The organism is Paenarthrobacter sp. RAF54_2, from assembly GCF_052113945.1.
In the GTDB taxonomy this organism is placed as follows: domain Bacteria; phylum Actinomycetota; class Actinomycetes; order Actinomycetales; family Micrococcaceae; genus Arthrobacter.
The window spans coordinates 1-26812 of the sequence record NZ_JBFRDV010000040.1 but is presented as its reverse complement, the minus strand read 5'-3'; the positions used below and the strand labels follow the sequence as shown (position 1 = coordinate 26812).

Below are 26812 nucleotides of genomic sequence, written 5' to 3'. Positions count from 1 at the left end.
CGCCCCACCCCTCGGATGGACAGATCCCACTCCAGGACACCCTTGCGGGGCCAGTCACTTACTGAGTCACATCCAAGGGGCAGCACGGCCAATACCCACTCTGCCAGCCAGTCCCAGACCAGCCACAACAATCCTCACAGTCACTTATGGCCTATCCCGAGGGGGATTATGGGCCATAGGTGACCCCGCGTTGTTTTAATTGACGCTGCAGCCGTCCGGACCGCAGGCCTCGGCGTCGGATGCGCCCACGGGRATCAGGGGATTGGCTTCCTGCCAYGCCTGGTTCAGTGCCTCGCTGAAGAGCTCCGCTGGCTGGGCGCCGGAGATCCCGTACTTGCGGTCGATGACGAAGAACGGAACACCGGTGACGCCGATGGCGCGGGCTTCATTGATGTCCTCGTTGACGGCGTCTGAATACTTGTCAGTGGTGAACAGCTCTGCGACTTCGTGGGCGGGGAGTTCCAGAGCGGCGCCAAGTTCCGCGAGGTATTCCTGGTTGCCGATGTCCTTGCCGTGCTCGAAGTGATCGCTCAGCAACCGTTCTTTGGCGGCATCCTGGCGGCCATGGGCCGCGGCGAGGTGGATGAGGCGATGGGCTGTGAAGCTGTTGGCAACTACTACGTTGTCGAAGTGATAGTCCAGGCCCTCGCCCTTGGCGGTCTCCGTGACATGGGCGAACATCTGCTTGACCTGCTCCGGGGCCATGCCCTTGCGCTTGCTCAGGTAATCCAGTTCCGTGCCGTCATAGTGCTCCGGGATTGAGGGATCCAGCTGGTAGCTCTTCCACTCAATGTCCACGGAATCACGGTGCGGGAACTGTGCCAGGGCAGTCTCAAAACGGCGCTTGCCGATGTAGCACCACGGACACGCGACGTCGGACCAGATCTCAATCTTCATGCTGTGGTCAACCTCCAGGGCCGCGGGAGCATTCCGGAAAAGTCTGTTATTTTCGTCACCCATTGCCGGGGCGGGCGTGCCCAGCCTAATGTGTGAAGCAGGTTATGCAGCTAGCCGGTGGGGCGCTCTTCGCCCCAGGAATCGCGTGTGTCTGGGGCCGCGATCAACACGAGGTTGAACCCCGTGCGTGGGTTCGAATGTTTGTGGAGGCCTACAGCATGCGCGTTGGACTCATCGTTGGGCCATGGTTCACAGTGCCCCCGGAACGGTACGGCGGCACGGAACGGGTTGTAGATGCGTTGGCCCGCGCCCTTGCCGATGCCGGGCACGAGGTGCTCCTGGCCACGGCAGCCGACAGTACTTGCCCGGTTCCCCAATTGCGGGGCTTTGGGCCGAGCGAGCCTGAAGAGTTGGGGCAGACGCTCAGCGAGTTGCACCACGTCATCAAGGCTTATGCCGGCATGAAGGACGTAGACATCATCCACGACCACACCCTTGCCGGGCCCCTCTACGCCCACCGGCCGCCGGGTGTTCCCGTAGTGACCACCGTCCATGGCCCGCTGACACCGAGGTATGCAGGGCTCTACCGGGATATGGCCCAGGACACCGCAATCATCGGCATTTCGCATGACCAATGCAGCCGCATTTCCGACCTGCAAATATCCGCAGTCATCCACCATGGCCTGGACCTGTCCACGGTTTCTGTCGGCGACGGGGCCGGCGGCTACGCATGCTTTGTTGGACGTATGTGCCCGGACAAAGGCTTGCTGGAGGCGGTGGCCGTTGCCCGCGAGGCCGGTGTGCCGCTGCGCATCGCTGCCAAGATGCATGCCAAGGAGGAGCGGGACTACTTCCACGACGTCGTGGAGCCGATCCTTGGGTCACAGGAAGAATTCCTCGGCGAACTCTCAGATCCGGAGAAGTACGAACTGATGGGTGGGGCGATGGCGCTGATCAACCCCATCCAGTGGCATGAACCGTTCGGGCTGGTCATGATCGAGGCGTTGGCCACAGGAACACCAGTTCTGTCCACCCCCATGGGCGCGGCACCGGAAATAGTCCAGCATGGCGTCACAGGATATCTCGCGCAGACCAATGAACTCGCAGGGTTTGTACAGGACGTGCAAGGGATCAGCCGTGCGGAATGTCGGCGAACCGTGGATGAGTATTTCAACGCTGCACGGATGGCGGCGGACCATCTGGACCTTTACGCCACGGTCATTGAAGAATTCAAGGCCGGGGGACTTCCCGGGGACGGCAAGTTGCAAGACAATCAGAGGCAAGCCCCCATCAACCTGTGACTGATGAGCAGGACATCTCCCGAGGAAGGCTTCGTGGGCCATGACTGCTTGGAACGCCGATACGGAGGCAGGCGCTTCCGAGCTGGGCGCTGTAACCATCGTGGAAGGTTCATCCTTCTGCATCTCCGCCCACTCCGGTGACATCCACGGCGGCGGCTCCCAAGGCACCTACTACCAGGACACCCGGATAGTGTCGCGTTGGATCCTGAGAATCAACGGGGCCCTCCGGGAACCATTGGGCACCACCAACCGCACCGCTTTTCAAGCCGAATATGTTGGCCGGGCCTGCTCCAGCGATGGGCGCTTTGACAGTCCACTGGTTGTACAGCATCAGCGGCATGTGGGCGCCGGGCTGCGGGATGACCTCACTATCAGGAACTACTCCGGGCAGCCGGCGCCGTGCGAAATCGAGCTGCTCATCGACGCCGACCTCGCAGACCTCTTCGACGTCAAGGGTGGCAGGGCAAGCAGGGCAGGAGCCGCCGAAAAGACGGCCCGCAAGAAGGAGCTGCACATTGAGTCCGTCCACGCCAACGGGGAACGCCGTGGCGTGGTGTTCCGGGCTTCGGGGGCCAAAGCGAATCCGGAAGGTCTAACGTTCCACATCACCATCCCGGCCCGCAGTCAATGGAGTACCAGCGTCATTGCCATTCCGTTGATCAACGGAAAACGACCGGATGACCCGTTCACGGAAACCACTGCGCTGCACCACACCATTGGGGTACGGCGGCACATGGCGTGGGCAGAGCACATTCCGCGGATCGCTGTCACGGACAGGAACGTTGAGGAAGTCCTCGAGCGAAGCCAAAGCGATCTTGGTTCCCTGCGGATCTTCGATCATGAACACCCTGGCCGCGCTGCCGTCGCAGCCGGGGCACCCTGGTTCATGGCACTGTTTGGACGCGACTCGATCCTGGCGTCCTACATGTCACTGATGGTGGACCCGGGACTCGCAGCGGGCTCGCTGCAAACACTCGCCGGGTTACAGGGCAGCAAAGAGGACGTCGACTCCGAGGAAGAACCGGGCCGGATGCCCCACGAGGTGAGGCTGGGAGTCACGGCCGGACTCTCCTTGGGCGGAACCGCCTACTACGGGACGGTGGATGCAACGCCACTCTTCGTCATGCTGCTGGGGGAGCTCAGCCGATGGGGCCTGGGGACGGACATCATCGATTCCCTCCTTCCCCATGCCGACCGTGCTATCTCCTGGATGGAAAACTATGGTGACCGGGATGGCGACGGGTTCATCGAATACCAACGCCCCAACAGCCACGGCCTGATCAATCAAGGGTGGAAGGACTCCTGGGACGGCATCAACTTCGCCGACGGCAAGATCGCTGAAACTCCCATTGCCCTGTGCGAGGTCCAGGCCTACGCCTACGGCGCCTACGTTGGGCGTTCGCTGCTGGCGCGCGCCGCGGGCGATACCGCCGTCGAACGCCGTTGCGCCGACCGGGCCGAAGCGCTGAAAGACGCGTTCAACGAGGCATTCTGGCTGCCGGACAAAGGCTATTTCGCCCTTGCCCTGGATAAGGACAAGAAACCCGTGGATTCCTGTACGTCCAACATGGGCCACTGTTTGTGGACGGGCATCGTGGACGAGGACAAGGCTGCACTTGTGGCGGAGCGGCTGATGTCACCTGAAATGTTCACGGGCTGGGGGATCCGTACCCTGGGTTCGGACATGGGAGCTTACAACCCCGTCAGCTACCACAACGGCTCGGTCTGGCCTCACGATACGGCCCTCGTGGCGACTGGACTCATGCGGTACGGCTTCGTGAAGGAAGCCAGCCGGGTGGCGAGCGGACTGTTCGACGCCGCTGAGCACTTCGGGGGGCAGCTTCCGGAACTGTTCTGCGGCTTTGACCGCTCGGACTTCCCGGAGCCGGTGCCCTATCCGACGGCGTGTTCCCCCCAGGCATGGGCGGCCGCGGCGCCGATTCAGCTGGCCCGCATCCTGCTGCGGTTTGACCCCGATTTCACCAGGAAAGTACTCCATCTGGCGCCCATCCTCCCGGACGCGTTCGGGGAGTTCAAAGCCGAAAACGTGCTGCTGGGGCGCTCGCGGGTCACTATCCAGGCTTCCGCGGGCAATGGCACCGTGACAGGATTGCCGGCCGGCTTGGAGCTGCACTCCGATCCCCGCCCGCCATTGGCTGGGGACTTGTTCGGCTAGCTGGTCACGGCCTCAGGCCGCGCTGCCATTGGCTAGAGCGTGTGCTCCATAACGAAGTCATGCTCCACGGTGTCTCCCAGTTTGAAGGACTTGGTGCCCACCCTCTGGAAACCACTCTTTTCGTAGAAACGGATGGCCTTGGCGTTTTCACTGTTAACGCCGAGCCAGAGTCCGGCCGCGCCCTTTTCCGCCGCGTCGGCGATGGAGGCTTTCATGAGGCGGGATGCGGCTCCTTGGCCGTGGTGATCCGGGTGGACGTAGCACTTGCTGAGTTCCGTGGAGGGGAGCGCCGAGAGGACGGAAGCTACATCCGGGTCGCCTGCCGGCTTGGCAATCAGCATGGTGTACCCGTTGAACTGGCCGTCATCGTCGAGCACCAAAATGGTGATGTTCGGATCGGCGAGGTAATCGACGAAGTTCGCTTCGACGAGCGTCTTCTCGAGGTGGGCCTGGATGTCCGCCGGTGAGGCGCCGGGTGGGCACGCCAGCGGGAAGGTGACGGCCGCAAGCTCAGCCAGCTTCCCGGCGTCGTCCGCTGTTGCTGTTCGAATGGTCTCGGCCACGTGGCCCTCCTTGCAGTTTGTGAACGGCTAATGCCCCTAAGAACGAATCTTAAGGGCATTAGCTGGACACAATCTCCCGGTTTTGCGTTTAGTCTGCTTTCACGGCGAGCACCGGACAGTCCGCTTCCAACAGGATCCGTTGCGAGACGCTGCCCATGATGAGTTTGCCTACCGGGCTGCGGCGGCGGAGGCCAATCACAATCAGCTCGGCGTTGTGCTCGTCGGCCGCATCAAGTACCTCAGCAGCGGCATCGTGGCCGCGGACGGGCTGCTTGATGATGTGCTCGATGCCTTGCAGTGCCAGACGTTCCTCGATGGTCTGGATCTCAGGTTCCTGGGCATACCTGTTGTCCACCAGGGCGTCGCCCTTGGAAGAGTTGATCACCAACAGGGTGTCGTTGCTTTTCTTCGCTTCGGCGATGGCTTGGGTCAATGCGGCTTCGCCCTCGGGCGTGGGGACGTATCCCACCACGATGGTCATGGCTTCTCCTTGTTGTGGTGGACGTTGTGGTGGGCGTTGTGCTGGATGTTGTGCTGGAACTCGTCAGCTTGGATGGCGGCATCCTCTGTCAGGAGCGTTTCACTGGGGTGCGCCGGTACGACGCTGGCTGGCACCGGACGGTTGCGGCGGACCAGCTTGAAGAGCAGCGGCCAGAGGATGACGATAGCCACGATGATGTAGACCACGACGGCGATTGGCTCACTCCACAGCCCGGCGGGGTCACCGGCGAACAGCTGGAGAGTCCTGCGCAGCTGCCCTTCGATGCGCGGGCCGAGGATGACGCCCAGAATCAGGGGCAACACAGGTAGCCCGAAGCGCCGCATCATGAATCCCAGCGCTCCGAGCACCAGCAGGATCACCAAGTCGAACGCTTGCAGGTTCACCGAGTAGGCGCCCAACGTGGCGAAGAAGAGAATGCCGGCGTAGAGGTAGGGCCGTGGAAGCTGCAGGAGTTTTGCCCACAGGGGTGCCAGGGGCAGGTTAATGAGCAGGAGCAGCAGGTTACCGATGAAGAGGCTCGCGATGAGTGCCCACACCAGGGGACCTTGGCTGGAGAACAGCTGCGGGCCGGGCTGGATGCCGTACGAGGTGAACGCCGCGAGCATGACGGCGGCTGTGGCGTTGGTGGGCAAGCCCAGGGCGAGCATTGGGGTCAGGGTTCCGGCTGCGGCAGCGTTGTTGGCCGCTTCGGGGCCTGCGACGCCTTCGATGGCTCCCTTGCCGAATTCCTCCGGATGTTTGGTCAGCCGTTTCTCGGTGACATAGGAGAGGAAGGTGGGGATCTCGGCACCGCCGGCGGGAAGTGCGCCAAACGGGAAGCCGAAGGCCGTACCGCGCAACCAGGGTTTCCAGGAGCGGGCCCAGTCTTTCTTGCCCATCCAAGGCCGCCCGACAGGAATGATGTGAAGCGGTGAACGCCGCAAATGCGCGGCAACCCACAGTGCTTCACCAACGGCGAAGATGGCCACTGCCACCACCACGATGTCCAGGCCGTCGGCCAGCATCGGCTGGCCAAAGGTCAGGCGGCGCTGGCCGGTAACGGAGTCAATGCCCACCAAACCGATGGCCAGGCCCAATCCCAGGGAGGCAAAGCCCCTGAGCCGGGATGAACCCAGGACCGCGGTGACGGCCAGCAAGGCGAGGATCATGATGGCGAAGTAACTCGGTGCGCCCAAGCTCACGGCGAACTGAACCACCAACGGTGCAAGACCTGCCAGCAGGGCAGTACCGATCGTGCCGGCAATGAACGAACCAATCGCCGCCGTCGCTAGCGCTTGTGCTGCCCGCCCGGCTTTCGCCATCTTGTTGCCCTCGATGGCCGTCACAACAGACGACGATTCGCCGGGTGTGTTCAGCAGGATGGAAGTTGTTGAGCCGCCATACATGCCGCCGTAATAGATGCCCGCGAACATAATAAAGGCGCTGGTGGGCTCAAGGGCGGCCGTGACCGGAAGCAGCAGCGCCACAGTCATGGCCGGGCCGAGCCCTGGCAGAACGCCAACGGCCGTACCCAGGAGTACGCCGATCATGGCGTACAGAAGGTTCATGGGGGTGAGGGCGGTTGCGAAACCGTCCATCAAAGAGGACCAGACGTCCATCAGAGGATTCCTTCCAGGAGTCCGGCCGGCAACGCAATGCCAAGGCCGAGGTAGAAGCCGTAGAAGGTGGCCAGGGATAGTGCAACGGAGATGATCCCGTCACGAACGTAGTGCCGGCTGCCAAGTGCCAGCACGCTGCCCCAGAACAGGACAGTGCCGGAGATGACCCAGCCGGCCCAATCGATGAGCAGGATGTTGAGGATGAAGGCTCCTGCAAGGGGAAGCACAGTCTTCCAATCGGCGGGGTGTGCGAGGTCAATGTCCTCGCCGCCTTCCACCTCACCCTTGCCACCGCGGAGAACGTTGATGGCCAGCAGAATTGCGCAGACCACCAGGAGCCCGGCAACGACGAAGGGAACCGCCTTGGGCCCTACCGGGTCCGACTTCGAATAGGGGGTGACCAGGCCGTTGGCGTCGAGGAAGACAAGGACGCCTACCGCGCCGAGCAGGAGGGCTACCCCCAGCTCGGCGCGGCCTTTGAGGCCTGTTGCCAGAGTGCTCACGCCAAGCCAAGCTTGGTGAGCACGTCCGCCACCCGCTTGTCCTGGTCCGTCAGGAACTTCTGGAACTCGTCACCGGTGATGAAGGCGTCGGTCCAGCTGTGGGTCTTGAGGGCTTCTTTCCAGCCAGCGGATTCGTGCATCTTCTCCAGTGCGGCAATCAGGGACTTCTTGTCGTCCTCGCTGATGCCCGGAGGCGCCACCATGCCACGCCAGTTGGTGAAGACCAGATCGATCTTGGACTCCTTCAGCGTGGGGGCGTCAACACCTTCAAGACGCTTCTCGCCACTGGTGGCCAGGACGCGTACTTCACCGGACTTGATCTGCTGCAGGTACTCGCCGGCACCGGAAGCAGCGAAGCCAAGCTTGTTGCCCAGGATGGCTGGAAGGAGATCTCCACCGCCGTCGTAAGCGACGTAGTTGACCTTAGTGGCGTCAATGCCAACTGCGCCTGCCAACTGCATGGGCAAGAGGTGGTCGGGACCACCAGGCGAGGAACCGCCACCCACGGAGATCGAACCGGGATCTGCCTTCCAAGCCTTCACCAGGTCATCGATGGTCTTGTACGGGGAGTCCTTGCTGACCATGATGGCGCCGGGCTCTTCAATGAGCCGTGCCAGCGGGGTGGTCTGGGTCAGCTTCGACTCGGACTTGTTGGTGTAACTGGCACCCACAACACCCAGACCCATGAGCATGGTGAGGTCCCCGTTGCCCTTTTCGTTGACGACGCGGGCCAGACCCACCGTGCCGCCTGCACCTGCAAGGTTGAAGACCTCCGTGTTGTTGGCGATCTTCTCGTCGTCGAGCACCTTGGCGGCCGCCCGTGCGGTGGTGTCGTAACCGCCGCCGGGAGTATTGGGAACCATGATCTGGAGTCCGGTGACGGGTCCGGCTGCAGCGCCGGAGCTGGCAGAACCGGTGGAGCTCTTACCTGTGGCGCCACAGCCGGTGGCCATCAGGGCGATGCCGGCAGCGACGGCGGCGATTCGCAATGCGCGGATCTGGCGCATGGTATTCCTCTTCTCATCATCGAAAAATTCAGTGCGGGGCGATCAGCGTTGTGCCCCGTGAACTGATGCTAGGTGCCGGCGTGACGGTCATCACTCTTGTGTTCGCAGTGATCTTTAAGTTCATTGCGTTCACGCCTCTGCCGTGTCATACGGCGCAGCCCCGCTGGTGCTCAGCGTGCTTAGGGTATAGTTCCGATACGCCAAGGCGGACTACTTTTGAAACTGTTAGCGGCCCTTGCATATTGGAATCACCAAAGGATCCAAACAGTGACTCGACGAAGAGGAATGTCCTTGGCAGGGCAGTACCTTGTGCTGCAGTTGTTGATCGTCCTGGCGGTCCTGGTCGCTGTTGTAGCCATCTCCCTGGCCCAATCTGCCGCTGCTTTTGAACGCACTGAAGGACGCCGGGCCCTGTCCGCTGCAGAGGCCCTGGGGAACAACCCCACTGTGCGCGCCCTGTTGCCCACCGCCGAACCCCGCAACGGGTCATCCCTTCCCGCCGTGGCCGAGTCCATTCGCACTGTATCCGGATCTTCCCACGTGGCACTCGCAAAGCTGGACGGCACAGTAGTGACGTCCTCGGATCCCAGCCAGCTGGGCAAGCCGCTCCTGCTGGGCGACAGCAGGGTCAAGGAAGGCCGGGCCTGGACCGGAGTCCTTGCCGGCAACGAAGGGAAAGTTCTCTCAGCACACGTGCCGGTACTGGACGACTCCGGGACCATGATCGGCATCGCCTCCATCAGCAGGAACTATCCGTCCGCCCTTGAACGGCTGGAAGACGTGGTCCCCAACCTCCTCACCTACCTTGGCGTCGCGAGTGTCCTGGGCGTCGCCGGTTCCCTTCTGCTGTCCCGTCGCGTCAAACGGCAAACCCTCGGAATGGAGCCCCGGGAGATCACCGGGCTCGTGGAAAACCGTGAAGCGATGCTGCAAGGCCTCAAGGAAGGGGTGGTGGCGCTGGACCCGCACGAGCGGATTACAGTGGCAAATGAGAGCGCCCGTCAACTCCTCGGATTGCCCGCAGACTGTGTGGGCCGAAAACTTGGGTCTCTCCATGTGGACCACGCGCTGAAGGTGGGACTAACCCGGGAACAGTCAGACCCCGACCAACTGGTGCTCGTGGGGGACCGGCTGGTAGTCATGAACAGGGTGGCCCTGAAGTCCCATGGGCGCGACATCGGCTCCGTGACAACCCTGAGGGACCGGACCGAGTTGTCGTCCTTGGAGAGTGAACTCGGAGCCACGCGAACCGTGACGGACACTTTGCGTGCCCAAGCCCACGAATTCGCAAACCAACTCCACGTCATTTCCGGCCTGATCCAGATTGGCGAATATGATTCCGTGGTGCAGTTCGTCAACGGCGCCACCGTGGACCGGACCCGGCTCAACGATGAAGTGACCAGCCGTATCGAGGACCCGGCGCTCGCCGCCCTCCTGATAGCCAAAGCCAGTTTGGCCACCGAGCGGGGCGTGGAACTGCAGATCGACCCGCAGTCCGGGCTCCCGCGCGTGAACGAGGAACTCTCCCGGGACCTCACCACTGTGGTGGGCAATTTGGTGGACAACGCGTTCGACGCCGTCACCGGACGGGTTGGGGCATCCGTACGGGTGTTGGTGGTCAACTCTGCGGACGGTGTTTCGGTCACAGTCCGGGACAACGGACCAGGTGTGCCCTCCGGCTCCGCAGAGGACATTTTCCGGCAGGGTTTTTCCACGAAGGAACCCGGGCCCGGCGACGCCCGGGGCTTCGGCCTGGCGCTCTCGCGGGTGATCTGCCGTCGGTCCGGCGGCGATCTGACAGTAGCGAACGACCAAGGGGCAGTGTTCACCGCACAATTCAATAAAGGGGCAGTGTAATCGTGATCAAAGTCTTGATTGTGGATGACGACTTCATGGTGGCCAAGGTCCACGCCGGTTTTATCCAACGGACGCCCGGGTTCGGCGTCGTTGGTGTTGCGCACACTGGCGCGCAGGCCATTCTTGAAACGCAGCGGCTGCGGCCGGACCTGGTGCTGTTGGATATCCATCTCCCGGACGTCAACGGGCTGGACCTGATGCATCAGCTCCGGGACGTTGCCCCGGACCTTGACGTGTTGGTGATCAGTGCGGCCCGTGAAACCGAAACCGTGCGCAAAGCACTGCGCGGCGGCATTGTGCACTACCTGATCAAGCCGTTTTCGCAGTCTGATCTTCAGGAACGATTGCAGCACTATCTGAATGCCTACCAAGGGCTGGACGCTTCCAAGGACGTGGCCGAGCAGTCGGATGTCAACCGGGTATTCGGGCTGGATTCCGCTCAACGTACGCTGCCCAAGGGATGCAGCGTGGAGACACTGGAACTCGTAGAGACCGCGCTGAAATCGGCCCCCGGCGACGTCTCCGCCGCCGAAGTTGCCGAGCAACTGGGGACGTCCCGGGTGAGTGCCCGCCGTTACCTTGAGTACCTCCATGACGAAGGCGCGTTGGAAGTGAGGCTGAAGTACGGCGTCGGGAGGCCTGAGAGAAGGTATGTGCTGAAGGGGCGGTGAGCCGCTTGTGACGGGGTGCCCGTCCGTCTTGCCCCAAGGGTCAATTGATAAACTGGATGCACGTCCATGATCAGGCTTTCTGACAAAGGAGCGTGAGTATTATGCCTAAGACCGGCAAGAACAATCATGCCCTCAAAGACGAACTCCCATCCACTCTGCAGCGCTCTGAGCAGAAGGCCCAAGATACCTTCGCCAAGACCTACGACTCCGCCATGGAGACCTACGACAACGATGAGAGCCGGGCGGCCCGCACCGCCTTTGCCGCGGTGAAGCACAGCTACGAGAAGGTCGGCGACCACTGGGAGGCGAAGGAGGAACGCGGACCTTCTGACCCGCACGCGGAAGAGGGCATTGAGTCAACGAAACCAACCGCCGGGGGAGTGGACGCCAACGCCTCCAAGGAACATCTCTATCAGCGCGCTCAGGAGCTGGACATCAAAGGCCGCTCGAAAATGAGCAAGGAAGAACTCGTCACGGCGCTTCAGAAAGCCAACGACGCCGCAACCCGGAAGGCGCGAGGGGGCTAGCCTTTGCACTTTCGGGACGCCGCAAATTGAAGCGGGCCCCGCGATTTATTCATCTCATGGCGCTTTATTAGAACGCAATAAAGTCTCCTAAATCTTGTAAGACTTTCTCATGGGCAATCCGAATTCCCGGCGAAGGTCATCGCCGCTGATGGTATTGCCGTCGGCGATGTCGCGCCGTGCCTGGGCAAGGTCTTCGCGAATGCCGGGCTGGGATAGCCAGTGGAGGGTTTCCTGCACGGACTCTGGATCATCGGCTGACATCACCCCGCCACCGTCTTCAGATAATTCCGGATCCCATCGACCACTAGCTCATGGTCCTCATCAGAGCTCAATCCGGCCACGGTAACGGCACCAACAACACCCGCACCGCGGACACGGATCGGGAACGAGCCACCAGCGAGGGTGTAGTCCTCCGGAGCGAGCCACCCGCCGCGCAGCGGGTCGCGTTCCGAGAATTGTTCAGTCAGCAGCGCCGTGCTGTGTTCAAAACGCAGCACCGAGGCGGACTTGCGGCGGATCCACTCCTCCTGGTCGGCCGTGGCTCCGGGCAGGACGCAGCGAAAGAGCACAAGGTTGTGCCGCCGGATATCGATGGCAACGCCATAACCGGAAGCGATCGCGTGGTTGGCGATGAGCGAGCCGAGGCGCCAGGCATCGTGGTGGTCAAAGCTTGCGAAGACGAGTTCTTCCTCTTGCTGGCGGAGCTCCACAAGGCGGGCAGATTCAGTCATTTCGTTGCACCTTCTTCTGAAACAACAGCATCCGCCGCGTACGACAGCCCGATCTGGCGGCGGATTTCATCCATGGCCGCCATGATGGCCACGCTTTCGCTCGGCGGCAGGATGGTGCCAGCGGTCTCACCGGCGCGGATCAGGCGTTCCAGCTCGGCCGCCTGGTACTGCATTCCCCGGCTCTTCACGGGCTGCTCGAAACGCTCCACCACCTCGCCATCAACGCGGAAAACGGTGAAGGGCACTTGGTTGTACCAAGTGTGTTCGATGTCGATATAGCCCTCTGTACCGATCACCATGGCGCGGTTGGCGCTGGCGGCGTCGAGTTCACAGTCCACTATGGCCTGCTGTCCGTCGGCGTACTCGAAGATCGCCGCCGTTTGCCTGTCCACGCCGGTGGCCGACATGGAGGCGCTTGCCCGGATTATGGCAGGCGTACCCAGGATGTCGAAGGCAAAGGAGATCGGGTAGATGCCCAGGTCCAGCAGCGCTCCGCCGCCCAGGGCGGGATCGTTGAGCCGGTGGGCAGGGTCCTTGGGAAGGCTCTGGTTGTGGCTGGCAACCACCTTCCGGACCTCGCCGATGGTGCCTTCCTGGATGAGTTCGCGGATGCGCACCATGTGCGGGAGGAAACGCGTCCACATAGCTTCCAATGCCACAAGGCCTTTGGACTCGGCCAGGTCCACGATCTCCTGGGCTTGGCGGGCGTTCATCGTGAAGGCCTTCTCCACCAGCACATGCTTTCCGGCGTTGAGCGCCAAGAGTGCGTTGGCATGATGGAACGGGTGCGGCGTAGCGATGTAGACCACGTCAACCAGCGGGTCTGCCACCAAGTCCTCGTAGCTGCCGTGGGCGGTCATCACTCCATGCAGCTCAGCGAATGCTTTGCTGGACTCCGATGAGCGCGAGCCCACAGCCTGCACGGTAAAGCCGTTCTCTTTCAGGTCCTGCGTCTGGAGTCCGGCAATAAATCCTGTGCCGAGGATGCCCCAGCGGATTGTTCCGTCGGAGGTGCCATTGCTGAGGGTCACGTGCTTAGTCCTTCGTCGAGTCAGAAAGCGGGTAGGCCACATACGCAAAACGCCGGGAGTCCGGCGACCAGCTGTTGACGTTGAGGCTACCTTGGCCACCGAAAAGTGGCCATGTATTTAGCGGCGTGGCCCAGTCGTCTGTAGAAACAAGCACGACGGCGACCGGCAGGTCAGCGGGGTGTCCTACGGTACCGCGGGGGAACCGAATGTAGCTGGCGTACCTGCCATCGGGGGAGAGATGCGGAAACCAGTCGACCGTTTCAGATTCGAGGAGCCGCTCGAATCCAGTGCCGTCGACGCGAACCCGGGCAAGCTGGGCGTGACCCTGTGTGGACGAAAAGGATTCCGTGTTCAGGTAAAGCCACTTCCCATCGGGCGAGTATTCCGGCCCGTCGCAGTGCCCTGAACCGACATGAAAGCGGCCGACATCGACGCTGGCGGTAGCGCCGCCGTCGGACGCTATGGTCATCAGGCGACCTGGCTGCGTGAAGTCTCCCGCTTCGATCCCCACATACGCCAACTCCTTGCCGTCCGGGCTGACGCCGTGGAGGAAATGGAAGGAGCCGTCGTCGTCGGTGATGCGCGTGACCGGTCCGCCGCCCAGTAAAGCACGGTAGATGTGGCCGTCGTTCGCGGAGACGAAGATGCCCTGGCCGTCAGGTGCCAGGACGTGGTCGTTGTTCAGGTCGGGGACGCCGATGAGGGATATAGGCTCCAGAGAGACCGCGTCGAGATCGAAACGCCACAGTTTGCCGTCCCCGTTGAGGATGAGTGAGCTTCCGTCCAGGGTCCAATTGGGCGCTTCGAGAAGGAGGTCGTCGGTGCTGTAGAGCAGCACAGATTCCCCGCTGACCGACGCGATCCACACCTCGCAGCGCTGGCCGGATTGAAGGGGGCGGATCACGTCGGTCCTTTCCTAGTCTTTGCTGCTGAACTAGTCCTTGGTGCTGAAGGCGGCGTCGAAGCTGGTTTGGGAGGCGGGGAAGTCGTACTTTTTCAGAGCGGCGAGGGCTTCGGGGGCGCCGTGGAGGCGGTCCATGCCGGCGTCTTCCCATTCGATGCTGATGGGGCCGTTGTAGCCGATCGCGGCCAGGGCGCGGAAGGAGGATTCCCAGGGCACGTCCCCGCGTCCGGCGGAGACGAAGTCCCAGCCACGGCGCGGATCGCCCCAGGGCAGGTGGGAGCCCAGGACGGTGTTGCGGCCGGTGGGCCGGAGCTTGGTGTCCTTGCAGTCCACGTGGTAGATCCGGTCCTTGAAGTCCCAGATGAAGGACACGGGGTCGATGCCTTGCCACATGAAGTGGGACGGGTCCCAGTTCAGGCCGAACGCGGGCCGGTGCCCGATCGCTTCCAGGGTCCGGACGGTGGTCCAGTAGTCGTAGGCGATCTCACTGGGGTGGACTTCGTGGGCGAAGCGGACCCCGCATTCATCGAACACGTCGAGGATGGGGTTCCAGCGGTCCGCGAAGTCCTGGTAGCCGGCGTCGATGACTTTTTCGGGGACGGGCGGGAACATGGCGACGTATTGCCAGATGGAGGACCCGGTGAACCCGACCACCGTGTCCACGCCCAACGCCTTGGCGAGGCGGGCGGTGTGTTTCATTTCTTCGGCGGCGCGTTGGCGGACGCCTTCGGGTTCCCCGTCGCCCCACACGCGGGAGCCGATGATTGCTTCGTGGCGGAAGTCGATGGGGTCATCGCAGACGGCCTGGCCTTTGAGGTGGTTGGAGATGGCCCAGACCTTGAGGTTGTATTTTTCCAGGATGGCGAGTTTGGATTCGACGTAGCCGGGTTCGTCCCAGCGCCAGGCGTCCAGGTGGTCTCCGGAGACGGCGATTTCCAGGCCGTCGTAGCCCCAGCCCGAGGCGAGGCGCGCGACTTCCTCGAACGGGAGGTCGGCCCACTGGCCGGTGAACAGGGTGTACGGGCGGGGCATGTCAGGCTCCTTCAGTAGGGGTGCTGTTTATGGAGGTGGTGTGAAGCTGGATCAGTGAGCTTTTGGCCGCCGCGGATTCTTCGATGGCAGCGAGGACGTGCTGGACGTTCAGGCCTTCTTCGAACGACGGCGAGGGCTGGCTGCCGTCCCGAATGGCCAGGAGGAAGTCCCGGATCTGGTGCGTGAAGGTGTGTTCCCAGCCGATGATGTGACCCTGCGGCCACCAGGCTTCGAGGTAGGGGTGCTCGGGTTCGTTGACGAGGATCCGACGGAAGCCCTGCTCGCGGACGGGGACTGTGGCATCAAGGAAGCCGAGCTCGTTCAGGGCTTCGAGGTCGAAGAGGATGGTGCCCTTGTCGCCGTAGATTTCGAGTTTGAGGGAGTTCTTCTGGCCGGTCGCTACCCGGCTGACTTCCACCGAGGCGATTGCTCCGGAGGCGAGGGTCAGCGTGGCCCAGGCGGCGTCGTCGACCGTGACATCTTCCGGGCCATTCGCCCCGGGGCGGCGATCCACAAAGGTGTGCAGGCGGCCCGTGACCTCGGTGACGGCGTCACCCAGGAGGAACAGGACTTGGTCGATGGCGTGCGAGGCGATGTCGCCCAGCGCGCCGGAGCCGGCGGTTTCCTTGCGGAGCCGCCAGGTCATGGGGGATTCGGCGTCGGAGAGCCAGTCCTGGAGGTAGGCGGCACGGACGTGCCGGACGGTGCCGAGGCGGCCTTCGGCGATCAGCTCGCGGGCAAGGGCCAGGGCTGGGACGCGGCGGTAGTTGAAGCCGATCATCGACTGCACGCCCTTCTCACGCGCGGCCGCGGCGGCTGCGGTCATGGCTTCGGCTTCGGCGATGGTGTTCGCCAGTGGCTTTTCCACCAGGACGTGTTTGCCGGCCTGGAGGGCGGCGATGGCGATTTCGGCGTGCATCCAGCCCGGGGCGCAGATATCGACGATGTGGATGTCGTCCCGCTCGATGACGGACCGCCAGTCGGTGGCGAACTCGGTCCAGCCGTACTTGGCGGCGGCCTCAGCTACCAGGGAGGCGTCCCGGCCGACGAGCACTTTCTGCTCGAAGGCCGGGACATCGAAGAAGCTGGCCACATTCCGCCACGCGTTCGAGTGGGCTTTACCCATGAACGCGTAGCCGATCGCGGCGACCCCCAATGGGCGGGTAGGTTGCTGGGTGCCCTGGCTCTGGTCAGTGTGGGCGGGGGTGCTCATGGTGGGGTTCCTCGTTACTTACGGAGTTGCGGTTGCCTGGAGTGTTGCGGTTTCCGGCGCCCAGTCCTCCGGGACTGGTTCGGAGGTGGGCGCGTTGCTGGTGACGTCAACGAACGAGCCCGATTCCACGGATTCGGAGATCGAGACCATGGTGTCCAGCACGTGGTAAGCCAGTTCGCCGGTGGCGCGGTGCGGGGCGCCTGAGCGGAGGGCACGGGCCATGTCCAGCACGCCCAGGCCGCGGCCGTTGGCCGGTCCGGTGGCCGGGATGATCTCGGGTTCTTCCGCGCCCGGGCGCCAGAGCTTGAGGTCGCCGTCGAAGTAGTTCGGGTCCGGCAGCGAGAGCGTGGCCTCGGAGCCGGTGATTTCCACGAAGCCCATCCGCAGGCGCGGGGACTCGAAGGAGAACACGCTGTGCGAGGACGCGCCGCTTTCGAACTGTGCCATGGCGGAGACGTGCGTGGGGACCTCGACGGCGAATTCCTCCCCGGCCTTCGGACCGGAACCAATGACCCGGGTCGCTTTCGCGGAGGAGCCGACGGCGGCCACCTTACGGACCGAGCCGAAGGTCTGGATGAGGGCTGTGAGGTAGTACGGGCCCATGTCGAACAACGGGCCGGCGCCGTGCTGGAACAAGAACGCCGGGTTCGGGTGCCAGGATTCCGGGCCTGGGGTCTGGAACGTGGTCATGCCCGTCAACGGGGTACCGATGTCCCCGCGCTCGATGATCCTGCGGGCTGTCTGCAACCCCGCACCCAGGAACGTGTCAGGCGCTGTGCCGAGCCGCATTCCCGCGGCGTCCGCTGCCTTCAGCAGGCCGAGCCCGGACTCGCGGTCCAGGGAGAACGGCTTCTCCGTCCAGACGTGCTTGCCAGCGTTGACAGCGGCCGTGGCAACCTCGACATGCGCCGCCGGGATGGTCAGGTTCACGATGATTTCGACGTCGGGATGGTTCAGTGCCAGCTCGGGCGCACCGAATTCGGGGATCCCGTATTCCTTGGCCCGCGCCTCGGCGGCCTCGACGAAGAGGTCTGCGATCACCAGGACCTTCACGTCCGGGAAGACCGTGAGATTATCCAGATACTGCTTGCTGATATTGCCCGCACCGATGACCGCGATGCCAACGGGACCCTTGCGGGTTGAAGGTGTGAAACTCATGCCCCTGCCTCCTCGGAAATAGTTCCCTCGGCTGCCTGAACGCTTGCCGCAGCCGTCAAATACCTCAGGCTCTCGGTGATGCCCTCAAAAATATCGCCGGAGTAGTCGTCGAACTCCACCACGCCAACTTCCAGGGACTGGGCTGCGGCGATGATGTCCAGGACCGGGATAGTTCCCTGGCCGGCGGGCTGCTGGGCCTTGGTATCCGTGGTGGCCGGTCCGTCCTTGATGTGGATGAGCTTCACCCGGTCGCCTAAGCGCTCCAGAAGCTTCACAGGATCCTGGCCACCGACAGCTGCCCAATACGTATCCACCTCGAGGACGAGTTCCGGATCCAGCAGTCCCTCGAAGTACTCCAGTGCAGTCTGGCCCTCAATGGTGGACTCCAGCTCCCACGCATGGTTGTGGTAGCCAACGCGGATGCCGTACTCGGCGCCCTTGTTCGCTGCCGCGTTCAGCGCTGCGGCGGTGGACTGGATAGTCCCGGCGTCCTGCCAGTGCTCCGCAGGAAGGAAAGGATCAATCACGGTGGTGATGCCCAGTTCCTTGGCCGCAGCGAAAATCTCGTCCTGGTCCTGGCTCAAAAGCGGTGCGTGCCCGGAAGGAGCGGTAAGGCCGTTCTCCTTCAAAGCGGCGCCGAGTTCCTTGGCGGTGGCCACGAAGTTGTACGGTTCCACCTGTGTGAAGCCGATCTCGGCGACCTTCCTGATGGTCCCAGGCAGGTCCTCCTGGATGGCGTTGCGAACGGTGTAGAGCTGGAGTGAGTAAGACATTGGGTTCCTTCTCGATGATCGCCCGGATAACGGTGTTGCTCGTACTTGGCTGTTGCTCGTACTTAACAGTGAACCTACTTAACTGCTCCTGACGACAGCCCCGCCACCAAGTGTTTTTGCACCAGGATGAATCCGATCAACACGGGCAGGCTGACCACAACGGAAGCGGCCATGAGTTGGTTCCAAAACACGTCTGATTCACTGGCGTAGGCCTTGAGCCCCAGGGACAGTGTTTTTGTGGATTCGTTGGTCAGGACGGATGCGAACAAAACCTCGCCCCATGCGGAGATGAACGAATACACGGCAACTGCGATGATGCCCGGCTTGGCAACAGGGAGGATCACACGGAACAGTGCTCCCATCCTGCCAGTGCCATCGATCATCGAAGCCTCTTCCAGTTCCTTGGGTATCGAGGCGAAGTAGCCGCTCAGCATCCAGATGGCGAAAGGCAAAGTGAATGTCATGTACGTGATGATCAGCCCGAGGTAGGAGCCTTGCAGTTGCAAGCCGGTCATGTTGCGGATCTGCGTGAAGATCAGGTACAGCGGCAGGAGGAACAGGATGCCAGGGAACATCTGGGTGGAGAGGACAGTCAGGCTGAAAGCGCGCTTTCCCTTGAACTGCAACCGCGCAATGGCGTAGGCGGCAAGGACAGCCACTGTCACTGAGCACGCTGTTGCGCAGACGGTGATGATGAGGCTGTTCTGGAAGTACTTGGCCAGCGGAACCGTGGTCCAGATGTCCAGATACGGTGAGGCGGTGAGTTCCCGGGGAATCCACTGGAAGAGTCCGGAGACATCCTTGAGGGGTTTCAGCGAGGTGGAGACTACTACGAAGAGCGGGATCGCCACCCACAGGGACAGGATGGTCAGGACTATGTTCCTGAGGATCCGGAAGTTGCGTGTCTCAATCATTGTCGGCTCCCTTGGGCAGCACCATGCGGATGTAGAAAACGGAGGCAATGAACAGTGCGATCAGCAGCAGCACGCTCATTGCGCCGCCCAGGCCGAAGTTCCAACTGCCGAAGGAGTTTTGGTAGATCAGTGGGGAAATAAGGGTGGCTTCCTTGGGAGATGTGGCTCCGAACAGGACAAAGGGAACGTTGAACTGGTTGAAGGTCCACAGCGACATGACCATGAGCAGCACCCCGTTGGCCGGGCGGACCATGGGCAACGTGATGCGACGGAACTGCTGCCAGAGCGTAGCGCCGTCAATGGCCGCTGCCTCATAGACGTCAGTGGGAACGTTTTGCAGTGCCGCCATCAGCATGAGGAAAGCGAAGGGCCACAGCTGCCATACGTTCACAATCACCATGGCTCCGAAGGAGTTCTGGCCCAGCAGCCAGAAGGGGCGTTCGTCGCCGAAGAGGTGGAGGGTGTCCACGAGGATTTGGTTCACTGCGCCGTCGCGCTGGTTGAACATGAAGGCCCAGGCAATGGTTCCCACGTAGGCCGGGAGTGCGTAGGGGACCAGGAAGAACGTGCGAAGAAGAGCGCGTCCCTTGAAGTTAGAGGAGAGGAAAACCGCGCCTGCCATGCCGAGCACCCAGGAGAAGCCGACCACCAGGATGGTGTAGCCCAGCGTGCGGCCAACGGTGCTGAAGAAGGCCTGGCCGATGGTGCTGTCCGGGTTGAGGCCGTTGATGAAGTTCTGCAGCCCCACGAACGGTGCGTTGAGCCAGTTGGTGAGGTTGAGCTGCGTCAGGGAGATGAACGCGATCCAGATGCCAAGGAGCATCGGTCCGATGTGGATCAGGAGCTCAAGGATCGCGGCCGGAAGGATCAAGCCGTAGGGGAGGAACGAGCGACGCCGTTTACGTACCGGCGGCCTGCTTGCGGCCCGTGATTGGCCGGGCTCGGGATCAACGGCAGCGGGGCTGCCTGCAGCGGCCGGGCCGCTGTCCAATGCTGAATGGGACATGGAAACTCCTTTGCCGGAGCGGGGACACCGATTTGTGGTGGCATCCCCGCTCACTGGACCTGGTTACTGGGCCGCGGCCATCTGGTTGTTGGCGTCCTTGAGGGCCGCCCGGATGTCGTCTTCGGAAACAGTTCCCGTTGCCGCCTTGGCAAAGAGGTTCTTGATTGCTGTGCCGGTGAGGGTCTCCATCTGACCCTCTTTGGCGATCAGCGGCATGGGCAGGGAGTGGTTGGCCAGGGCGTCATTCTTGGCTTTGACCTCTTCCGTCTGGAAGGCTGCATCGCTCGACGCGGCTGTTACTACAGGCAGGGAGGAGTAGGCCTTGTTGAGGGCGATCTGCTCTTCGTCGCTGGTCAGGAACGCGGCCAGCTTGATGGCATTTGCCTTGTTGTCGCTGTTCTTGAAGACACTGAGGTTGATACCGGCCACGTGGCTCTGGGTGCCACGGTCACCGGTAGCTCCCGCGGTCATCATGGGGATCGGGGCTACGCCCCAGTCCTTGAAGTCGCGCGCTGCAAAGTTCTTCAGCGGGCTCTGGTCGAACATCATGGCGGCCTTGCCGTTGATGAGGTTGTCCACCTTCTGGCTGCCCTGGCTCAGTTCAGCGTCCGACGGCGACATCACCTTGTCCGTGGCCATCAAGTCCACGAACTGCTTGACTCCCTCAACTTGGGGATCGCTGTCGAAGGTGGGCTTTCCGTCACCGTCGAACAAGGTACCGCCGTTCTGCAGGCCACGAACGAACGCTTGGTGCGAGTTGGCGGAAACGGATGCTCCCGCGGCAGTGAAGCCCCACTGATCAGGCTTGCCGTCGCCGTTGGTGTCCTTGGTGAGCTTCTTGGCATCGGCCACAAATTCGTCCCAGGTTGTGGGGGCCTTCTCGATGCCGCCTTCCTTGAACAGCTTGGTGTTGTAGTACATGTTGTACGCCAAACCGTAGAGCGGCACAGACGTGGGGGTCTTGCCTTCCGCGCCACCGGTCGACCAACTGGTCTTCAGGAAGCGGTCCTTGCCGCCAACGGCCTCCAGCAGTTCACCTTCCACGGGCTCAAAAGCGCCCGTCTCCTGCAGGGTCACGGCCCACGTGTTTCCAATGTTGAGGACGTCAGGACCGTCGCCACTGGTAACTGCCGTAAGAATGCGGTTGTAGAGATCAGTCCAGCTGATGACTTCCAGCTGTACCTTTACTCCGGTCTTTTCGGTAAAACGATCCAGCGTGGGCTTCAGCTTGGCTGCAGTGTCGTCCAAGCTGTTGCCTTGGTCCGATGCCCAGTAGGTGATGGTGTCGCTGCTTGCTTGTGGGCTGCCACCGCCGCCACCGCAGGCGCTGAGACCCAGTGCCAAGGCTGCCGTCGCGGCAACCGCCGATAGGACTTTCAGGGGATTCTTCATGATGCTCCGGTTTTCTCGTCGTCGAGCTGGTGCTGGCTGAAACTAGGCTGAAAGCGTTGCTGCTGTGGGATCCCAATCCTCGGGCAGGGCAGGGACCTGTGCTGCGGAACTTTCCACATCCACAAAGGCCCGGTTGTCGATCGACTCTGCGATAGAGGCCATGGTGTCCAGGATGTGGAACGCAAGTTCACCCTGGGCGCGGTGCGGCCGGCCCTCACGGAGGGCGCGGGCCATTTCCAGGACACCCGCTCCACGGCTGGCAGTTGAGCCAACTGAAGGGACTGTTGTCCAGTCGTCGGAACCGAGCGCGCAAATCCTGATGTCGCCGTCGAAGTTGTTCGGGTCCGGCAAAGCGATGGTGGCCTCGGAACCGGTGATCTCCACGAACCCTGCGCGTTTGAGCGGGGAATCGAAGCTGAAGATGCTCTGCGCAGATTCACCGTTCTCGAACTCCAGGATGGAGCTGACGTGGGTCGGGACTGTGACGTCGAACGTCTCGCCGGCCTTGGGACCCGAGCCGATCACGCGTGTTTCGCGGGACTTGGAACCGAAAGCGCCTACCTTGCGGATGCTGCCAAAGGTCTGCACGAGCGTGGTCAGGTAGTAGGGACCGATGTCGAACAGAGGACCGGCGCCATCCTGGAACAGGAATGCGGGGTTCGGGTGCCAGGACTCCGGACCCGGGGACTGCATCAAAGTCAGTGCTGTCAGGGGAGTGCCAATGTCACCGCGTTCGATCATGCGGCGGGCAGTTTGGAGGCCGGCGCCGAGGAACGTGTCCGGTGCGCAACCCAGCCTGACGCCGGCTGCGTCCGCTGCCTTGAGCAGGCCCAAGCCACTTTCCCGGTCCAGGGAGAACGGCTTTTCGCTCCAGACATGCTTGCCGGCGTTGACAGCCTGAGTGGCAACTTCCACGTGGGCAGCGGGGATGGTCAGGTTGATGACAATCTCCACCTCGGGGTGGCCGAGGACTGCATCGATGCCACCGTGCACGGGGATGCCGTACTCGTTGGCGCGGGTGGCTGCGGCCTCTTCGAACAAGTCACCGATCGCCACGACGCGAACATCAGGGAAGCTTGTGAGGTTGTCCAGGTACTGCTTGCTGATGACGCCTGCGCCGATGATGCCGACTCCCACCGGGCCTGAACCCACCGGGCTTGATGTCAGAGAACCAAACGCGGCTCCTGCTGCGTGGCTCATGCGGACACCTTCCCGGCGTTGAGGTAGTTGTAGCTGTCTTCCACGGCGTCGAACATGTTGCCTTGGAAGTCGTCCAGTTCCACGACCGCTGCTTCAAGAGAGCCGGCGGCGCTCAATACGTCCCAAATAGGCATCTGACCAGCACCAACGGCGAGCTGGCTCGACGGGTCCGAGGTCACGGGTCCGTCCTTGACGTGAATGAACTTGACGCGGTCACCAAGTCGCGCCAGGAGTTCGGCAGGGTTCTGGCCACCTACTGCTGCCCAGTACGTGTCCAGTTCCAGGACGACCTCGGGGTTGAGGTGGTCGGCCAGATGTTCGATCGCCGTTTTGCCGTCGATGACGGACTCAACTTCCCACCAGTGGTTGTGGTAGCCGACGCGGACACCGTATTCGGATCCCTTGGCAGCGGCCGCGTTGAGCTGTTCCGCGGTTGCTTTGATGTCTTCGATCGTGTTCCAGCGCTCGATCGGGACATGCGGGTCAATAACAGTTCCGATGCCCAAGTGCTTTGCAGCAGCAAAGATTGCGTCCTGGTCATCGCTGAGCAAAGGAGCGTGGCCGGACGGAGCGGTGAGGTTGTTCTCCGTCAATGCCTGCTTGAGTTCTTCGGCCTTGGCAACGAAACGGTATGGCTCAACCATGGTGAAGCCGATCTCGGCCAAGCGCTGGATGGTTCCCGCCAGATCCTCTTCAAGGGCCTTTCGGACCGTGTAGAGCTGGATCGAATATGACACTGTCTCTCCTCGTCGTTGTGGGTGGAGGCAAATTGATGCCGTTGATTTACGACATCCAAGGGGGTGATGTGCTGCTCCTCACAACCTAGGGGGACTTTTGCCGAGCGTCAAGCAAAAGTTGAAATATGGCCGACAAACTTCTGCCGCATGACACGCATAAGCAATCGTGCTTCACTAATGGCATGACCTCAGCACCCGGACACCACGGCGGAAAAGACGCCCCCGCGCAGGACGCCGGTAACCTTTCACGTGCCGGGGACCTCTTCCAGCTCCTGCGGGACGGCCAAGCCCGGACCCGTGCTGAACTTGCCCTCACCACAGGACTCGCCCGCTCCACCGTCGCCTCCCGCATTGACGCCCTGATCGGATCCGGCCTCGTAGGGCCCGCCGGGGAGGCCACATCAAGTGGCGGAAGGCCGCCGTCGCGCTTTGCCTTCAACCCCGCCGCCCGCGTGGTCCTGGCCGTCGACGTCGGAGCGACCCACGTGATTGTTGCCGTCACCGACCTCGGTGGAAGCGTCCTCGCCGAACGCAGGCTGACGCAGGAAGTCGCCGAGGGCCCCGACGTCGTCCTTGGCCAGGTCATCAACGCCGGACGTGAGCTGCTGACCGAAGCCGGGCGCGAACTTGGCGACCTCGCCGGCATTGGCATCGGACTGCCCGGCCCCGTGGAACACGCCACCGGGCGGCCGGTCAAGCCGCCCATCATGCCTGGCTGGGACGGATTCGACGTCGTCCCTTACGTCCAGCGCTCGCTACCCGTTCCAGTTCTGGTGGACAACGACGTCAACATCATGGCGCTCGGCGAACGCACCGCATACTGGCCCGACCACGAGAATTTTCTGTTCATCAAAGTCGCTACCGGCATCGGCGCAGGCATCATCAGCAGCGGCCAGCTGCAGCGTGGCGCCAACGGCACTGCCGGGGACCTCGGCCACGTCCGGGTGCCCCGTGGCGACGACGTCCTCTGCCGTTGCGGCAACTACGGGTGCCTGGAAGCGCTCGCCTCAGGTCCCGCCGTCGCCCGCCAGCTCAAGGCTCAAGGTCTCGAAGCCGCCACAGGCGCAGATGTCCTGCGGCTCGTGGGCGAAGGAAATTTGCAGGCCATCCAGGCGCTGCGGCAGGCGGGGCGGGACGTCGGCGATGTGCTGGCCACCGTGGTCAACCTGCTCAATCCGTCCATGATCATCATCGGCGGCAGCGTGGGAGAGGCTGGCGAACACCTGGTTGCCGGTATTCGCGAGGTTGTGTACCGGCGTTCGCTGCCGTTGGCCACGACGCACCTGCGGATCGGTATTTCCATGGCCGGTGATCGTGCTGCAATCCTGGGCGCCAGCCAGATGGTGACGCAGTATGTGCTGTCGCCGGCAGTGATTGAAGCCACGCTCCAAGCAGCGGGATAGACGCCTCTTGGTGCGGGCTGGCGGGTGATGGCGTGATAGCAATGAAGGTGATGAAAACGTTTCCCGCAGCCCTCCCGCGCACAGCATGAACCAGTTCCTCGCCAAAGTTCCAAGGGGTTGGTTGATCCTCGCGTGCATCGGCCTGATCGCGCTCAACATGCGCGGGCCGTTCGTAGCAGTGGCCCCCGTGGTGGGTTCCCTGCAGGCCGACCTCGGATTCTCACCTGTGGAACTCGGTCTGTTGACCGGCATCCCTGTGCTCTGTTTTTCGCTCGCCTCGCCGTTGGCCTCCTTGGCTGGCCGGCGCCTCGGCGCCGAATTCGCGGTGATGCTCACGCTGCTTGGCGTACTGGCTGGCGTCGTGATCCGGTCCAGTGGCGGTGGCGTGCCGGTGATGGTGGGGACGGTCATCATCGGTGTGGCTATTACGATCGGCAATATCGCCGTGCCGCTCATCATTCGCAGGGACTTTGCTCCACGGCGCCAAGCTACCGCGATGGGCGTCTATACGGCCGCCCTGAATATCGGATCGTTCCTCACGTCCGTGGCTACTGCGCCGCTCGCTGAATGGGTGGGCTGGCGGCTTTCCTTGGCCGCGAGTGCCCTTCTGGCGTTGGCAGCCATCCTGTTCTGGATACCGACTGTTGGATTCCGGCGCGCGCTGGTTCCGGCTGCGGTTCCTGCGCCCGACCGCTCTGCATCCGCTGCGGTTGCTGGAGTGGGCTGGCTCACCGTGGGCCTGACGATTGGCTTCGCGGGCCAGGCGTTCTCGTACTACGGCATCACGGCGTGGCTGCCGACCTTCCTGTCCGACGAGCTCGGGATGGGCGCCGCCGAGGCCGGCGCCGGATCATCGCTGTTCCAGATTTTCGCGATTGTGGGCGGGCTAGGCGTACCGCTCTTGGCCCGCTTTGCCAGTACGACGACGGTTGCCGTCACCTTGAGTGCGTTATGGCTAACGGTTCCCGTGGGCTTGCTGCTGGCACCCGATTTGTGGTGGATGTGGTCTTCGATGGGCGGCGTCGCGCAGGGTGGCGGCATCACGGTCGTGTTCATCGCCATCATCAAGTTCGCGCACTCCCAGGCGGCCGCGGGGAAGATGTCCGCAGTTGTGCAGGGTGTGGGCTACTTGGTTGCAGCCTTGGCGCCAACGGTCATCGGCTACGTCCACGCTGTGTCCAGCGGCTGGACCGTGCCGCTGCTGGTGCTCCTGGGTTCGGTGCTCGCGTTCTGCGTGTGCGTTACGTTGTCCGTGCGCTGGGTGGCCCGGCAGCGGTAGGTGGGGGCCGGCGTCGGTCTGTGCCGCGGTGTTGCGCCCGATTCGGGGGTGCGCTGCGCATTAGACGGTAGGAATCGTCTTGTGTGCAGCGGGTTATCGAATCGGCGGGCGGGCCCGTCTCCGTTCGCTGCCCGTTTCGGGGGTGCGCTGCCGAACGTGCCGTGCGCACGGCATGGTGCGCAGCCAACCATCGAAACGGAGCGAGTTGGCAGCGGTAGGTGGGGGTCGCCGTCGTGGTGTGTCCGATGCGCTTGCCCGTTTCGGGGGCTGGCTGCGCATTAGACGGTAGGACGGTATATATCAAGCTGTTTGTGACAGCGGGGTGGGTTGTTTGTGGTTGATGCCGGCCCGGGGAGGGACTCCGGGTGCGGTGGGCCTGCGGCGGTAGCGGTGTGGGTTGCGGGCGTAGCAGGCATCGAGTGTTGTTTGCCGTTGCC

The 26812-nt window shown here is 62.6% G+C and carries 26 protein-coding genes; 7 read left to right on the top strand and 19 right to left on the bottom strand.

Annotated features, from left to right (window positions below; all coding sequences use genetic code 11):
- Positions 1 to 195: 195 nt before the first annotated feature.
- On the bottom strand, positions 196 to 897 hold the full coding sequence (locus AB4Y87_RS24930) for a DsbA family oxidoreductase (RefSeq protein WP_442006907.1): 702 nt from the start codon (positions 895 to 897) through the stop codon (positions 196 to 198).
- A gap of 218 nt (positions 898 to 1115) precedes the next feature.
- On the opposite strand from AB4Y87_RS24930, the gene AB4Y87_RS24925 reads away from it, so the two are divergent.
- Both AB4Y87_RS24925 and AB4Y87_RS24920 read left to right on the top strand, forming a co-directional pair.
- Positions 1116 to 2198 carry a glycosyltransferase family 4 protein gene (locus tag AB4Y87_RS24925; RefSeq protein ID WP_442006910.1) on the top strand — a complete coding sequence of 361 codons (1083 nt, stop codon included), beginning with the start codon at positions 1116 to 1118 and terminating at the stop codon, positions 2196 to 2198.
- Between the two features lie 40 nt (positions 2199 to 2238).
- Complete coding sequence (locus tag AB4Y87_RS24920; RefSeq protein WP_442006906.1) at positions 2239 to 4374, top strand: amylo-alpha-1,6-glucosidase; 2136 nt, start codon at positions 2239 to 2241, stop codon at positions 4372 to 4374.
- Between the two features lie 32 nt (positions 4375 to 4406).
- Here the strand turns inward: AB4Y87_RS24920 and AB4Y87_RS24915 are convergent, their stop codons facing one another.
- The 5 genes from AB4Y87_RS24915 to AB4Y87_RS24895 all read right to left on the bottom strand — a co-directional run bounded on the left by AB4Y87_RS24915 (position 4407) and on the right by AB4Y87_RS24895 (position 8547).
- Positions 4407 to 4937 carry a GNAT family N-acetyltransferase gene (locus AB4Y87_RS24915; protein WP_442006905.1) on the bottom strand — a complete coding sequence of 177 codons (531 nt, stop codon included), beginning with the start codon at positions 4935 to 4937 and terminating at the stop codon, positions 4407 to 4409.
- An 88-nt stretch (positions 4938 to 5025) separates the two neighbouring features.
- The gene (locus AB4Y87_RS24910) at positions 5026 to 5418 is read right to left on the bottom strand and encodes a universal stress protein (protein ID WP_442006904.1); all 393 of its coding nucleotides are present in this window, start codon (positions 5416 to 5418) and stop codon (positions 5026 to 5028) included.
- Entirely contained in the window at positions 5415 to 7037 is a 1623-nt protein-coding gene (locus tag AB4Y87_RS24905; protein WP_442006903.1) for a tripartite tricarboxylate transporter permease, read from the bottom strand. Before AB4Y87_RS24905 ends, AB4Y87_RS24910 begins: the two co-directional genes overlap by 4 nt.
- Complete coding sequence (locus tag AB4Y87_RS24900) at positions 7037 to 7540, bottom strand: tripartite tricarboxylate transporter TctB family protein (RefSeq protein WP_216921747.1); 504 nt, start codon at positions 7538 to 7540, stop codon at positions 7037 to 7039. The genes AB4Y87_RS24905 and AB4Y87_RS24900 overlap by 1 nt, the downstream gene beginning before the upstream one ends.
- Positions 7537 to 8547 carry a Bug family tripartite tricarboxylate transporter substrate binding protein gene (locus AB4Y87_RS24895; RefSeq protein ID WP_442006902.1) on the bottom strand — a complete coding sequence of 337 codons (1011 nt, stop codon included), beginning with the start codon at positions 8545 to 8547 and terminating at the stop codon, positions 7537 to 7539. Before AB4Y87_RS24895 ends, AB4Y87_RS24900 begins: the two co-directional genes overlap by 4 nt.
- A 285-nt stretch (positions 8548 to 8832) precedes the next feature.
- Between AB4Y87_RS24895 and AB4Y87_RS24890 the strand changes: the two genes are divergently transcribed.
- The 3 genes from AB4Y87_RS24890 to AB4Y87_RS24880 all read left to right on the top strand — a co-directional run bounded on the left by AB4Y87_RS24890 (position 8833) and on the right by AB4Y87_RS24880 (position 11602).
- On the top strand, positions 8833 to 10404 hold the full coding sequence (locus tag AB4Y87_RS24890; protein WP_442006909.1) for a sensor histidine kinase: 1572 nt from the start codon (positions 8833 to 8835) through the stop codon (positions 10402 to 10404).
- A gap of 2 nt (positions 10405 to 10406) precedes the next feature.
- On the top strand, positions 10407 to 11075 hold the full coding sequence (locus AB4Y87_RS24885) for a response regulator (RefSeq protein WP_442006901.1): 669 nt from the start codon (positions 10407 to 10409) through the stop codon (positions 11073 to 11075).
- A gap of 101 nt (positions 11076 to 11176) precedes the next feature.
- Complete coding sequence (locus tag AB4Y87_RS24880) at positions 11177 to 11602, top strand: ChaB family protein (RefSeq protein WP_442006908.1); 426 nt, start codon at positions 11177 to 11179, stop codon at positions 11600 to 11602.
- Positions 11603 to 11689: 87 nt separating this feature from the next.
- Here AB4Y87_RS24880 and AB4Y87_RS24875 read toward each other — a convergent pair whose 3' ends face one another.
- The 13 genes from AB4Y87_RS24875 to AB4Y87_RS24815 all read right to left on the bottom strand — a co-directional run bounded on the left by AB4Y87_RS24875 (position 11690) and on the right by AB4Y87_RS24815 (position 23693).
- Entirely contained in the window at positions 11690 to 11863 is a 174-nt protein-coding gene (locus AB4Y87_RS24875) for a hypothetical protein (RefSeq protein WP_442006900.1), read from the bottom strand.
- Positions 11863 to 12333 (bottom strand): heme-degrading domain-containing protein, encoded by a 471-nt coding sequence (locus AB4Y87_RS24870; RefSeq protein ID WP_442006899.1) that lies wholly within the window; start codon positions 12331 to 12333, stop codon positions 11863 to 11865. Before AB4Y87_RS24870 ends, AB4Y87_RS24875 begins: the two co-directional genes overlap by 1 nt.
- The gene (locus AB4Y87_RS24865) at positions 12330 to 13364 is read right to left on the bottom strand and encodes a Gfo/Idh/MocA family protein (protein WP_442006898.1); all 1035 of its coding nucleotides are present in this window, start codon (positions 13362 to 13364) and stop codon (positions 12330 to 12332) included. Before AB4Y87_RS24865 ends, AB4Y87_RS24870 begins: the two co-directional genes overlap by 4 nt.
- A gap of 4 nt (positions 13365 to 13368) precedes the next feature.
- Entirely contained in the window at positions 13369 to 14268 is a 900-nt protein-coding gene (locus AB4Y87_RS24860; protein WP_442006897.1) for a TolB family protein, read from the bottom strand.
- A gap of 30 nt (positions 14269 to 14298) precedes the next feature.
- Positions 14299 to 15300: a sugar phosphate isomerase/epimerase family protein gene (locus tag AB4Y87_RS24855; RefSeq protein ID WP_442006896.1), complete on the bottom strand. Its 1002-nt coding sequence runs from the start codon at positions 15298 to 15300 to the stop codon at positions 14299 to 14301.
- A 1-nt stretch (position 15301) separates the two neighbouring features.
- A complete protein-coding gene (locus AB4Y87_RS24850) occupies positions 15302 to 16513 on the bottom strand; it encodes a Gfo/Idh/MocA family protein (RefSeq protein WP_442006895.1) in 1212 nt (403 codons plus the stop codon).
- Between the two features lie 18 nt (positions 16514 to 16531).
- Complete coding sequence (locus AB4Y87_RS24845) at positions 16532 to 17671, bottom strand: Gfo/Idh/MocA family protein (protein WP_442006894.1); 1140 nt, start codon at positions 17669 to 17671, stop codon at positions 16532 to 16534.
- On the bottom strand, positions 17668 to 18444 hold the full coding sequence (locus tag AB4Y87_RS24840) for a sugar phosphate isomerase/epimerase family protein (protein ID WP_442006893.1): 777 nt from the start codon (positions 18442 to 18444) through the stop codon (positions 17668 to 17670). The genes AB4Y87_RS24845 and AB4Y87_RS24840 overlap by 4 nt, the downstream gene beginning before the upstream one ends.
- Before the next feature lie 74 nt (positions 18445 to 18518).
- Positions 18519 to 19358 carry a carbohydrate ABC transporter permease gene (locus AB4Y87_RS24835; protein ID WP_442006892.1) on the bottom strand — a complete coding sequence of 280 codons (840 nt, stop codon included), beginning with the start codon at positions 19356 to 19358 and terminating at the stop codon, positions 18519 to 18521.
- Positions 19351 to 20364: a carbohydrate ABC transporter permease gene (locus AB4Y87_RS24830; RefSeq protein WP_442006891.1), complete on the bottom strand. Its 1014-nt coding sequence runs from the start codon at positions 20362 to 20364 to the stop codon at positions 19351 to 19353. Before AB4Y87_RS24830 ends, AB4Y87_RS24835 begins: the two co-directional genes overlap by 8 nt.
- Before the next feature lie 63 nt (positions 20365 to 20427).
- A complete protein-coding gene (locus tag AB4Y87_RS24825; RefSeq protein WP_442006890.1) occupies positions 20428 to 21756 on the bottom strand; it encodes an ABC transporter substrate-binding protein in 1329 nt (442 codons plus the stop codon).
- Between the two features lie 42 nt (positions 21757 to 21798).
- Positions 21799 to 22956 carry a Gfo/Idh/MocA family protein gene (locus AB4Y87_RS24820; protein WP_442006889.1) on the bottom strand — a complete coding sequence of 386 codons (1158 nt, stop codon included), beginning with the start codon at positions 22954 to 22956 and terminating at the stop codon, positions 21799 to 21801.
- On the bottom strand, positions 22953 to 23693 hold the full coding sequence (locus AB4Y87_RS24815; protein WP_442006888.1) for a sugar phosphate isomerase/epimerase family protein: 741 nt from the start codon (positions 23691 to 23693) through the stop codon (positions 22953 to 22955). Before AB4Y87_RS24815 ends, AB4Y87_RS24820 begins: the two co-directional genes overlap by 4 nt.
- 182 nt (positions 23694 to 23875) lie before the next feature.
- On the opposite strand from AB4Y87_RS24815, the gene AB4Y87_RS24810 reads away from it, so the two are divergent.
- Both AB4Y87_RS24810 and AB4Y87_RS24805 read left to right on the top strand, forming a co-directional pair.
- The gene (locus tag AB4Y87_RS24810; RefSeq protein WP_442006887.1) at positions 23876 to 25096 is read left to right on the top strand and encodes an ROK family protein; all 1221 of its coding nucleotides are present in this window, start codon (positions 23876 to 23878) and stop codon (positions 25094 to 25096) included.
- A gap of 85 nt (positions 25097 to 25181) precedes the next feature.
- Positions 25182 to 26375, top strand: coding sequence for an MFS transporter (locus AB4Y87_RS24805; RefSeq protein ID WP_442006886.1), 1194 nt, complete (start codon positions 25182 to 25184; stop codon positions 26373 to 26375).
- Positions 26376 to 26812 lie beyond the last annotated feature (437 nt).

Coding starts and splice junctions, on each gene's coding strand:
- AB4Y87_RS24925 (WP_442006910.1), top strand. CDS start 1,116: ATGCGCGTTGGACTCATCGTTGGGCCATGGTTCACAGTGCCCCCGGAA.
- AB4Y87_RS24920 (WP_442006906.1), top strand. CDS start 2,239: ATGACTGCTTGGAACGCCGATACGGAGGCAGGCGCTTCCGAGCTGGGC.
- AB4Y87_RS24910 (WP_442006904.1), bottom strand. CDS start 5,418: ATGACCATCGTGGTGGGATACGTCCCCACGCCCGAGGGCGAAGCCGCA.
- AB4Y87_RS24905 (WP_442006903.1), bottom strand. CDS start 7,037: ATGGACGTCTGGTCCTCTTTGATGGACGGTTTCGCAACCGCCCTCACC.
- AB4Y87_RS24895 (WP_442006902.1), bottom strand. CDS start 8,547: ATGCGCCAGATCCGCGCATTGCGAATCGCCGCCGTCGCTGCCGGCATC.
- AB4Y87_RS24890 (WP_442006909.1), top strand. CDS start 8,833: ATGTCCTTGGCAGGGCAGTACCTTGTGCTGCAGTTGTTGATCGTCCTG.
- AB4Y87_RS24880 (WP_442006908.1), top strand. CDS start 11,177: ATGCCTAAGACCGGCAAGAACAATCATGCCCTCAAAGACGAACTCCCA.
- AB4Y87_RS24875 (WP_442006900.1), bottom strand. CDS start 11,863: ATGTCAGCCGATGATCCAGAGTCCGTGCAGGAAACCCTCCACTGGCTA.
- AB4Y87_RS24870 (WP_442006899.1), bottom strand. CDS start 12,333: ATGACTGAATCTGCCCGCCTTGTGGAGCTCCGCCAGCAAGAGGAAGAA.
- AB4Y87_RS24855 (WP_442006896.1), bottom strand. CDS start 15,300: ATGCCCCGCCCGTACACCCTGTTCACCGGCCAGTGGGCCGACCTCCCG.
- AB4Y87_RS24850 (WP_442006895.1), bottom strand. CDS start 16,513: ATGAGCACCCCCGCCCACACTGACCAGAGCCAGGGCACCCAGCAACCT.
- AB4Y87_RS24845 (WP_442006894.1), bottom strand. CDS start 17,671: ATGAGTTTCACACCTTCAACCCGCAAGGGTCCCGTTGGCATCGCGGTC.
- AB4Y87_RS24840 (WP_442006893.1), bottom strand. CDS start 18,444: ATGTCTTACTCACTCCAGCTCTACACCGTTCGCAACGCCATCCAGGAG.
- AB4Y87_RS24835 (WP_442006892.1), bottom strand. CDS start 19,358: ATGATTGAGACACGCAACTTCCGGATCCTCAGGAACATAGTCCTGACC.
- AB4Y87_RS24830 (WP_442006891.1), bottom strand. CDS start 20,364: ATGTCCCATTCAGCATTGGACAGCGGCCCGGCCGCTGCAGGCAGCCCC.
- AB4Y87_RS24825 (WP_442006890.1), bottom strand. CDS start 21,756: ATGAAGAATCCCCTGAAAGTCCTATCGGCGGTTGCCGCGACGGCAGCC.
- AB4Y87_RS24820 (WP_442006889.1), bottom strand. CDS start 22,956: ATGAGCCACGCAGCAGGAGCCGCGTTTGGTTCTCTGACATCAAGCCCG.
- AB4Y87_RS24810 (WP_442006887.1), top strand. CDS start 23,876: ATGACCTCAGCACCCGGACACCACGGCGGAAAAGACGCCCCCGCGCAG.
- AB4Y87_RS24805 (WP_442006886.1), top strand. CDS start 25,182: ATGAACCAGTTCCTCGCCAAAGTTCCAAGGGGTTGGTTGATCCTCGCG.